This window comes from Bifidobacterium pullorum subsp. saeculare, from assembly GCF_016899725.1.
GTDB classification, from domain to species: Bacteria; Actinomycetota; Actinomycetes; order Actinomycetales; family Bifidobacteriaceae; genus Bifidobacterium; species Bifidobacterium pullorum_C.
The window spans coordinates 46223-55772 of record NZ_JACLYU010000013.1 but is presented as its reverse complement, the minus strand read 5'-3'; the positions used below and the strand labels follow the sequence as shown (position 1 = coordinate 55772).

The window sequence follows — 9550 nt, the reverse complement described above, 5'->3', positions numbered from 1 at the left end:
TCCGAACCCGGAAGCTAAGGCCTGGCACGGCGATGGTACTGCACCCGACAGGGTGTGGGAGAGTAGCACGTCGCCGCACCACACATACAAGGACCCCGGGTCGAGCACAGCTCCCCGGGGTTCCTTCATATACGCCCGAAACAAGAGCAATCGATCAACCCACGCAACCCACGGGAGGCTTCCTTGCATTACTTCACGCCGAAGCGCTGCGCCTCCGTGAACAAGATCATGTACCACGACAAGGCCCAGGCCCTGCGCGCGGCCGACCAGTCGCTGCGCGAGCGTGGCACGGAGCTGTGGGTGTATCGCTGCGAATACTGCGGCAGCTGGCATCTGACGCATCGCAATCCCGACGACGCCTACCGGCACGTTCCCCTCAACCAGGAACGCAAGCCCCACAGCCGCAAGAAGGGCTACAAGCCCCGCCGCCGGTAGCGGCGGACGTCAGCGCAGCTTGAACCCCTGCTTGGCGGCGTGCTCGCCCACGTTCTTGGAGGCGACGCCCTGGTCCACCGCCACCGCGGCGATCTGGTCGCTGAAGGCGTCCACCGGGCGTTCGGTGTTGCGCAGGTCGTAGTAGCGGTGCACGGTCTCGTCGAAGTCAGCCAGCGGCTCGAGCACCTCGGCGTCGTCGGTCGGGTAGGTGTTCTCGAAGAACTGCATGGAACGCGGCATGCGCGGCTTGAGCGCCGGCTCCTGGTCCGGCTTGCCGATGGCCAGGCCCAGCACCGGGTAGGTGAGCTCGGGCAGCCGCAGCGCCTCGATCAGCTTGTCCACATCGTTGAGCAGGGAGCCCAGGATCACGCATCCCAGGCCCAGGGAGTAGGCGGCCGTCTCCATCGCATGCAGCGCCAGCACGGCGTCGTTCTGCGCCTGCGAGAAGCGGTAGCTGGAGGTGAGCGTGAAGGCGTCGGTGTGCACGTCCATGTCCTTGCGCGCGGCGATGGCCGCATTGCGGTGCTCGTCGGCCACGAACACGTACAGCAGCGGCGCGGTGCCCACATAGGCCTGCCCGCTGATGCCGGCGAGCGTGCGCTTGAGCTCCGGGTCGGTCACGCGGATGGCCGACCAGTCGTTGAGATACTGGCTGGACGCCGCGTGCTGCGCCACGGTTTCCAGCGCGTCGATGACGTCGTCGTCGATGGCCTCGTCCTTGAAGGCGCGGATCGAACGGCGGTTGAGCAGTGTTTCGATTGTCGCATTGGTAACCATACCGCCATTATCGCGCGCCCGGCCACCCCGTGCGCGCCGGCGACGTGCTTCATGTTTTTTGAGTGCGAATTGTGTAGTGGTGCCTCATCGGGGGTGAGCGCGAAACCGGGTCGGTCTGTTTGGCTGGTCGTATGGAAGACGGGACCACCATGGCGACGAAGCGGCAGGTCGCCCTCAGGTTCAGGGACGAGTATGTGAGGGTGTCGAAGAAGCGGAAGGGCGTCATCCTGGACAGGATGCGCGAGACGCCCGGGGTGGGCGGGGGCACGGCCAGGCGCCTGCTCGCCCAGGCCGGGCGGCATGGGAACGACGCGGCGCCGGCGGCGCGGGAGCGGCCGCGCCGGCATTCCGGCCAGTCGCGCGAGCCGCCGGTGCGGGTGCGGGTGTCGACGGACATGCCGTGCGGCAGGTATCCCAAGGCGATGCCGCCGCAGTGGCTGCCCGTGCTGCGCGGGCACGGGCAGCCGGACGAGTGGGACGGACACGCGCCCGGGGCAGCTTATGGCGATGGACGCCTCGACGACCGACCGGTGCCCCAGGCCGGCGCGCGACGCCGCCCGCCCCAGGGGGTCGGCGGCCACGCGTCCGGCCGGCGAGCCGTCGCGCGACTCGATCACGATCAGGAAGGCCGGCGACGGGCCGGACGGCCTGCCCGGCAACGTGGAGGCCGACACCGTCGCCCGCTGCGGCCCCGGTCCCAAGGGCGGGTCCCGCCGCACCCCGGCCGTGGTCGGCTTCGCCACCGGACGGGCCGGGAACGCGTCCGCCCGCAACGACGCGTGCCGCGGCCTCTCCCAGGCCGAGGAGAGGATCCCGTTCCCGATCCGCTCCCACGACAACGACAACGGCGGCGAGTCCGTCGACGCGGACTCCATCGGCCGCCTCCGGCGGCCCGACACCCAGCGGACCCGCGGCCGTCCCCACAGGAAGAACGACCAGGCCGCCGTCGGGTCCCGCGACAACCACGTCGTGCGCAAGCACGCGTTCCGACCGCCGGCGCGAACTCGCCGAACCCGACCTGTCGAACGAGCCGTGGCGGCCCGTGAGCGTCAAGGCCAACCCGTTCACCCCGTCCAAGAGACCCGTGGGACGCCCCGGCACCCGCGACGGACGCCCCAGGCGCGTCTGCGACCGGCCCATGGCCCCATGGCGGCGGCCCGCAAGGTTCGACGGACAGGACCGGGCCGCCGGCGGACCCGGATACATCCCGGCCGAACGACGCGAGCGCATCGAACGCCTGACCGCCGAGACGAACCCGGCCGAGCCCGTCCGCCGCACCCACGCCATCCAGGACCAGCCCGAGGACATGGCCGCCCCACGCACCCGACGCCTCGAGCAGCGCGTCGGCCCCGACACGCCATACTCGAACAGGACACTCGCACGCATCGCGGGCGTCCGACCGGAAGACAACAACGAAACCCCAGCCGACACCGACCAGGATTTCGCGCTCACCCCACGCGAGGCGCCACTCCCGGTTCCGCACTCACTTTCAAATGAGGCACCTCGCCGGTGCGCGCTGCGCTGAAGCAGTCCCCGGCCGTCAGCCCCTGGCCGGCCGCCGCGGTCGGCAGCCGCCGGTCAGCGGCGCCTGCGCTGGCGGCGGCGCACCCACGCCTTCGACCCGCGGTCGGACAGCGTGGAGACGACGGCGCCGAAGGCCGCGGAGGCGGCGGCGAACAGCAGGCTCATCGCGAGCCCCTGCTGGGCCGTCCCGTCCTGCTGGGCCGTCCCGTCCGTGGCGCTGCGGAGCCCGCCGGCCGCCCCGTGCGCGCCGGTGCCCTTGCGCCAGAGCAGGTCGAACATCTTGCCGGCCACCAGCCCGGCCAGCGCCGGCAGCGCCGCCTTGATTACCTTGTCCCCCAGGGAATCCGGGTCCGCCAGCCTCGCCTTGCGCATCGCGTCCACCTTCCTGTCGATGCGATGGAAGGCCTCCACGACCTCGTCCGCCGTGGAGCCGCCGTCGCCGCCATACTCACTCATGCCCACCAGTCTACCGGCGCCGGCGCCAGCGGCCCCGGTTCCCCGGCCATCGCCGTGCCCTTGGGCGCGAGGTACTACAGTGGTCGATATGACCGAAACGAAGACGTACCGCGACGGAGCCGTCGCGCCCGGCCGGCTGGTGCTGCTGCGCCACGGCCAGACCGCATGGAGCGAATCCGGCCAGCACACCGGACGCACGGACATCCCGCTGACCGGGGAAGGGGAGCGCCAGGCCGAAGCCGCCGGCGACCGCCTCCGGGCCGCCTATCCGGGCGGATTCGACGCCGCGCATGTGTTCGTCAGCCCCCTGCGCCGCGCCCAGCAGACCGCCGATCTGGCCGGCTTCCCCGACCACCGCACGGTGGCCGACCTGGCCGAATGGGACTACGGCCGCGCCGAGGGGCGCACCCGCGGCACCGTGAAGCAGGCCAGCGGCTTCGACTGGGAGCTGTGGCAGGACGGCCCGCGGTCGCTGCCCGAGCATTTGGAGGGCGACTGGACCGAGACCCTGCCTTCCGGCGAGCAGGTGCCGGTGCACGCCGGCGCCGGCGAGAGCGTGGAGGATGTGGCCGCGCGCGCCCGCCGCGTCATCGCGCTGGTGGATCCGCTGCTGGACGCCGGCGAGGACGTGCTGCTCGTCGCCCACGCGCATGTGCTGCGCATCCTGACCTCCCAGTGGCTCGACCTGGAGCCGCGCTTCGGCCGCCTGCTGCGCCTTGACACCGCCCGCTACAGCGTGCTCGGGCGCTACAAGGGCGACAACGTAATCGTCCACTGGAACCTCTGAGCGCGCCGCCGGCTGGGACGTCACCTCCGGTTCATCCGCCGTTGTCCGGCCGGCGCCGAATGTTCACCGGCCGGTGGGCGTGTTGTGGCCTCGGCGACAATCAGGCCTCTTAGATTGCGGGACGGAGACCACCCCGACAGTGGGGTGGCCGTCAGCAAGGAAAGAGGCAAGCGTGAGCAAGCACAACGCATGGAAGGGAACGGTGGCCGTGCTCGCGGCCACCGCTGCGATGTTCGGCGTGACCGGCACCGCCAACGCCGCCGACGGCAAGTCGGTGGACCAACTCGCTGCGCACGGCGGCGCGCAGCGCATCGCCGCCATCGGCTCCGAGCGCGCGAAGAACGTCATCCTGTTCATCGGCGACGGCATGGGGGATTCCGAGATCACCGTCGCCCGCGACTATCTGCACGGCTTCGACGGCAGCTTCGACGGCCTGGACCGGATCGGCCAGCCCGGCAAGCTGGGCGACGCCGCGGCCGGCACCGGCCAGTACACCACCTATTCGCTGGGCGGCAGCTCCGATGACTCGGCGATGGCCAAGGGCCGCGACGGCAAGCTCACCGGCAGCACGAAGGCCGGCGTGATGACCCCGGTGACCGACTCCTCGGCCTCCGGCTCCGGCTGGGCCACCGGCACCAAGACCTACAACAACGCGGTGGACGTGGACGTGCACGGCAACCCGCAGCTCAACCTCATCGAGCTCGCCAAGGCCAAGGGCCTGGCCACCGGCAACGTGACCACCGCCGAGATCCAGGACGCCACCCCGGCCGTCCTGGAATCGCATTCCACCGAGCGCGCCTGCTACGGGCCGCAGGGCAAGTGGGACGGCGCAACCGATACCAACGGCGACGGCAAGGTCGACGCCTCCGACGGCGACGCCGCGAAGAACTGCCTGGCCAGCCAGCTCAAGGTCAACGGCGGCATCGGCTCCATCTCCGAGCAGCTGCTCGACACCCGCGCCGACGTGACCATCGGCGGCGGCGCCAAGTACTTCAACCAGATCGACCCGACCTACGGCGACGGCACCAAGACGCTGTGGCAGCAGGCCGCCGACCGCGGCTTCCAGACCGTGGACAAGGACGTGGACCAGTTCGCCGGCCTCGCCTACCAGCAGGACAAGCCGGTGCTCGCCCTCATGGCGGACGGCAACATGCCCACCCAGTTCAACCCGACCCCGGCCCTGACCCAGGAGGCCACCGAACAGCGCGGCCCGGTCTCCTGCACCACGAACGACAAGTGGCTCGGCACCAAGAACGCCAACGGCAACTCCGCCTCCCTCGCGGACATGACCGACAAGGCGATCGACCTGCTCCAGGCCAACCCGAAGAGCCGGAACGGCTTCTTCCTGCAGGTCGAGGGCGCCTCGATCGACAAGCAGGACCACGCCGCCAACGCCTGCGGCCAGATCGGCGAAACCGACGACCTTGATAAGGCCATCTCCGCCGCCCTGAAGAAGGTGGACCTCAAGGACACCCTCATCATCGTGACCGCCGACCACGCGCACACCTCGCAGATCGTCAACGAGCCGCCGGCCTACGCGCTGAGCACCATCCTGGTCAACAAGCTCGGCGAGCGGATGGTCGTCTCCTATGGCACCGCCCCCAGCGCCGACCCGGACGCCGCCGACCCGACCAAGGGCTACGGCCAGGGCGGTATGGAGCACACCGGCACCCAGCTGCGCATCGCCGCCTCCGGCCCCGGCGCGCAGCGCGTCAACGGCCTGACCGACCAGACCGACAACTTCTACACCATCGCCTACGCGCTCGGCCTGGCCGCCGACACCGACAGCCAGCAGCGCCTCTCCGACGGCGCCAAGGTGGAGGTGGCCGGCAAGGACGGCGCCACCGTGGCCAACGCCACCGGATTCGACGGCGACGCGGTGCTCTCCTACGAGCTCAAGGACGACGCCGACGGTACGGTCGTCGCCTCCTCCGACACCAGCACCCCGGTCTCCGGCGTGCGCGTCGCCACCGCTGCCACCACCGCGATTCCGCTCCAGCAGCTCACCCCCGGTGCGAACTACACGCTCACCGTCACCGGCCGCCAGTCCGGCAAGCAGGTGACGGTTCCGTTCACCGCCGCGGCCCAGACCTCCGCCGGCCAGAGCGGCCAGGGTGACGGGGTCATCGCCTCCGGCACCGTGAACAAGCCCGCCGCCCCCGGCGCGCTGGGCAAGACCGGCGCCACCGTGGCGCTGGTGGTCCTGGCGGCGGCCGCGCTCGCCGCCGCCGGCATCGCGCTGCGCCGCCAGCTCGCCGCCCGCCGCTGACCCGGCCTGACCGGGGCCGGTCCGCCCGGCCGGCCCCGGCTCATTCCCGATTCCGATAGATCCCGATACATCCCGATACATCCCGATGCGCCGCGCCTCGGCCCGGATTCCTCCGGCCGGGGCGCGCCGTCGTTCAGCGCGCGGGGGCGACCCGCCGGTTCCCGTCCGCCCCAGCCTTGTCGAATCTCCGGCCCTTCCTGTCCCGGCCCTGTCGAATCCCCGATCCTCCCTGTCCCGGCTCCGTCCCATCCCCGCCTACCCGCCATCCCCCCGTGCGTTGCCGCCGGCCAGCCAAGCCTGTCGTTCGCTGGAAGGCAAACGGTTGCAGTGTCAACGATTTGCGAGAACCGTTGGAAATAGGGGGTTGGTAGCACTTTTCTTCCGGTGTGGACCGCAGTTTGCGCACGTCGTACTGCTGTCGTTTGCAAAAACGTGTCGGATGATGCACAATAGGAGGCGTCGAGAACCAAGGATGCTGTTTCGACGCAGGAACGGCATTCTGCGCGCCTCCCCCTCCGCAGTGGGAGTGCGCAAGCAGGACGGAAAGGAAAGGTTCGATGATGAATCGCACGTTCAAGACCACGGTCGGCCTGGTGGCCATCACCGCGATGTCCCTGGGTGCGCTTGCCGCGTGCGGCAGCTCCAGCGCGGGTGACAGCGATGCCAAGGGCAAGGTCTATTACCTCAACTTCAAGCCGGAGGCCGCCGACCAGTGGACGGCGCTGGCCAAGGAGTACACCAAGGAGAAGGGCGTCGAGGTCAAGGTCCAGACGGCCGCCTCGAACACCTACGAGCAGACCCTGAAGTCCGAGCTCGCCAAAAGCGAGGCCCCCACCCTGTTCCAGGTCAACGGCCCGGTCGGCTACCAGAACTGGAAGGCCTACACGGCGGATATGTCGAACACCGAGGTCTACAAGGAGCTCAGCAACCCCGACGTGGCGCTCAAGGACGGCGACAAGGTCGTGGGCGTGCCGTACGTGATGGAGACCTACAGCCTGATCTACAACAAGGACCTGCTCAACAAGTACTGCCAGCTGCCGGGCGCGAAGATCAAGTCCGCCGCCGACATCGACTCCTTCGACACGCTCAAGGCCGTGGCCGACGACATCCAGGCCCATAAGGACGAGCTGGGCGTCAAGGGCGCCTTCACCTCCGCCGGCTTCGACTCCAGCTCCGACTGGCGCTTCAAGACCCATCTGGCGAACCTGCCGCTGTACTATGAGTTCAAGGACGAGGGCATCACCAAGCAGCCGGCCACCGTCAAGGGCACGTACCTGCCGGAGTACAAGAAGGTCTTCGACATGTACCTCAAGGATTCCACCACTGCGCCCACGCAGCTGAGCTCCAAGACCGGCGACGACGCGAACTCTGAGTTCGCCCTGGGCGAGGCCGTGTTCTATCAGAACGGCACCTGGGCCTGGACCGACCTGGAGAAGGCCGGCATGAGCCCGGAGAGCGTGGGCATGATGCCGATCTACTTCGGCGTGGACGACAAGGACGAAGGCCTGGCCACCGGTTCCGAGAACTACTGGTGCATCAACGACAAGGCTTCCGACGCCGACAAGAAGGCCACCGAGGACTTCCTGACGTGGGTCATCACCTCCGACACCGGCAAGAAGGCGCTGAGCGAGGACATGGGCTTCACCACCCCGTTCAAGACCTTCGACGACGTGAAGTCCGACAACCCGCTGACGCAGGCCGCGGTCGAGGACTCCAAGTCCGGCAAGACGCAGGTCACCTGGAACTTCACGATGATGCCGTCCGAGCAGTGGAAGAACGACCTGGGCAACGCGCTCCTCGAGTACGCCCAGGGCACCGGCAGCTGGGACAACGTCAAGAAGGCGTTCGTCGACGGCTGGGCCACCGAGTACCAGAACTCCCACTGAGTCAGGCGGCGCCGGGCGAAGCCCGTCCCCTTTTCCTGAAGGCCGCCGTCCTCCCCTTCGCGGGGAGGGCGGCGGCCTTCGCCGTTCCCGGGGGTCAGCGCGGCCGGGCCGTGCTGGACCGCACGATGAGACTGGGTGCGATGAGCCGGAAGGGATTCTCGGGGGTGTGTCCCTCGATGAGCTCGAGGGTCATCTCCGCCGCCTGCCGGGCCATGCCGATCGGATCCTGGCGCAGCGTGGTGAGGCTGGCGTCGGCGGCGTAGGTGCTGTCGTCGTAGCCGATGACGGACACGTCGTGGGGGACGGACAGTCCGTTGCGCTGGAGCTGGAACAGCAGCGGCAGTGCGATGCCGTCCTCCTGGCAGGCGACGGCGGTGGGCATCTCGGGCAGGCTCATGAGTTGGGTGACGGCCGTGGCGATGCGCGATTCGCTTTCGTCGATGGTGATGACATGGGGTTCGATCCCCGCCTGCCGGCAGCAGGCCACGAAGGCGCGGTAGCGCGTCTCGACGCTGAAGTGCAGGGAGATGGCGCGGTCGGTGCGGATGTACGCGATGTCGCGGTGGCCTAGCGAGATGAGGTGGCGGGCCGCGAGCATGGCCCCGGTCGAATCGTCGATGGTCACGGTCGCGGCAAAGCCTTTGCCGTCGGTGGTGAGCAGGGAGTTGATGCCGATGATCGGCACGCCGATGCTGGTCAGGTGGGCGATCTCCGTGTCGTCGATGTCGAAGGAAGCCACGATCACCGCGTCCGCGTTGCGGCGCACCGGCAGCGTGCCGAAGAACTCGCGGCGCTCGTCGATGCTGGAGACCTGGAAGATGGAGATGTCGTAGCCATGGTGGTGGAACACCTCGGTGAGGCCTTCGAGCACCGAGGCGTTGAACCACTGGCGCAGGTGGTCGCTCATGAGCAGGGCCACGCGCAGCGAGCGGCCGGATTTGAGCGCCACCGCCGAACGGGAGAGCGAGAAGTTGAGCTCCTCGGCGATGCGCAGCACGCGCTCGCGGGTTTTGGCGGACACGAGCTCCGGGCGCGTGAGCGACCTGGAGACCGTGGAGACCGAGACCCCCGCCGCCTTGGCCACGTCCTGGATGCTGCTGCCCATGGCGCCTCCCGCCCTATCGTCGTCGTTGCGCGCGCGATGCCAGGCATCGCGATGAGAATGGTACTGAACATAGTCTACCTGTGGCGGCAAAACGATACAAACGTTTGCACTACAAGGGCAAAGCAGGGTGCGGTGTTTCACGTGAAGCCGACGCAAAAACGGTGGATTTTGGCCCTAATGCCGTTATTCTGCCGACAGGATTGGCAAATGACAACGTTTGACATGACTGTGTCGCGCTGCTATGTTGGGAGGCGAGCAAGGAACCGCGCGCACGCAGCCGTGGCGCGGTCTCATCGAAGAGAAAGCTGAAT

At 68.8% G+C, this 9550-nt stretch carries 9 protein-coding genes; 5 read left to right on the top strand and 4 right to left on the bottom strand.

From position 1 onward, the window contains the following. Positions 1-183: 183 nt before the first annotated feature. Positions 184-435, top strand: coding sequence for a hypothetical protein (locus H7U32_RS07130; protein ID WP_204469343.1), 252 nt, complete (start codon positions 184-186; stop codon positions 433-435). Between the two features lie 9 nt (positions 436-444). Here H7U32_RS07130 and H7U32_RS07125 read toward each other — a convergent pair whose 3' ends face one another. Further along, entirely contained in the window at positions 445-1212 is a 768-nt protein-coding gene (locus H7U32_RS07125; protein ID WP_204469341.1) for a nitroreductase family protein, read from the bottom strand. Between the two features lie 49 nt (positions 1213-1261). Continuing rightward, positions 1262-1609: a hypothetical protein gene (locus H7U32_RS10825; RefSeq protein WP_239457592.1), complete on the bottom strand. Its 348-nt coding sequence runs from the start codon at positions 1607-1609 to the stop codon at positions 1262-1264. Between the two features lie 645 nt (positions 1610-2254). Here H7U32_RS10825 and H7U32_RS10820 point away from each other — a divergent pair. Further along, entirely contained in the window at positions 2255-2737 is a 483-nt protein-coding gene (locus tag H7U32_RS10820; protein ID WP_239457591.1) for a hypothetical protein, read from the top strand. A gap of 53 nt (positions 2738-2790) precedes the next feature. On the opposite strand, the gene H7U32_RS07115 is transcribed toward H7U32_RS10820, so the two are convergent. Beyond that, on the bottom strand, positions 2791-3192 hold the full coding sequence (locus tag H7U32_RS07115) for a DUF4235 domain-containing protein (RefSeq protein WP_204469340.1): 402 nt from the start codon (positions 3190-3192) through the stop codon (positions 2791-2793). 88 nt (positions 3193-3280) lie between these two features. Between H7U32_RS07115 and H7U32_RS07110 the strand changes: the two genes are divergently transcribed. The 3 genes from H7U32_RS07110 to H7U32_RS07100 all read left to right on the top strand — a co-directional run bounded on the left by H7U32_RS07110 (position 3281) and on the right by H7U32_RS07100 (position 8134). Continuing rightward, a complete protein-coding gene (locus tag H7U32_RS07110) occupies positions 3281-3979 on the top strand; it encodes a histidine phosphatase family protein (RefSeq protein ID WP_204469338.1) in 699 nt (232 codons plus the stop codon). A gap of 172 nt (positions 3980-4151) precedes the next feature. Further along, entirely contained in the window at positions 4152-6248 is a 2097-nt protein-coding gene (gene phoA, locus H7U32_RS07105; RefSeq protein WP_204469336.1) for an alkaline phosphatase, read from the top strand. Between the two features lie 557 nt (positions 6249-6805). After that, complete coding sequence (locus tag H7U32_RS07100) at positions 6806-8134, top strand: ABC transporter substrate-binding protein (RefSeq protein WP_204469334.1); 1329 nt, start codon at positions 6806-6808, stop codon at positions 8132-8134. Positions 8135-8228: 94 nt separating this feature from the next. Here the strand turns inward: H7U32_RS07100 and H7U32_RS07095 are convergent, their stop codons facing one another. After that, positions 8229-9239 (bottom strand): LacI family DNA-binding transcriptional regulator, encoded by a 1011-nt coding sequence (locus H7U32_RS07095; RefSeq protein WP_204469332.1) that lies wholly within the window; start codon positions 9237-9239, stop codon positions 8229-8231. Positions 9240-9550 lie beyond the last annotated feature (311 nt).

Excerpts from the sequence above, each read along its gene's own strand:
- H7U32_RS07115 (WP_204469340.1), bottom strand. The coding sequence starts at position 3,192 with ATGAGTGAGTATGGCGGCGACGGCGGCTCCACGGCGGACGAGGTCGTG.
- H7U32_RS07100 (WP_204469334.1), top strand. The coding sequence starts at position 6,806 with ATGATGAATCGCACGTTCAAGACCACGGTCGGCCTGGTGGCCATCACC.
- H7U32_RS07125 (WP_204469341.1), bottom strand. The coding sequence starts at position 1,212 with ATGGTTACCAATGCGACAATCGAAACACTGCTCAACCGCCGTTCGATC.
- H7U32_RS07095 (WP_204469332.1), bottom strand. The coding sequence starts at position 9,239 with ATGGGCAGCAGCATCCAGGACGTGGCCAAGGCGGCGGGGGTCTCGGTC.
- H7U32_RS10825 (WP_239457592.1), bottom strand. The coding sequence starts at position 1,609 with ATGTCCGTCGACACCCGCACCCGCACCGGCGGCTCGCGCGACTGGCCG.
- H7U32_RS07110 (WP_204469338.1), top strand. The coding sequence starts at position 3,281 with ATGACCGAAACGAAGACGTACCGCGACGGAGCCGTCGCGCCCGGCCGG.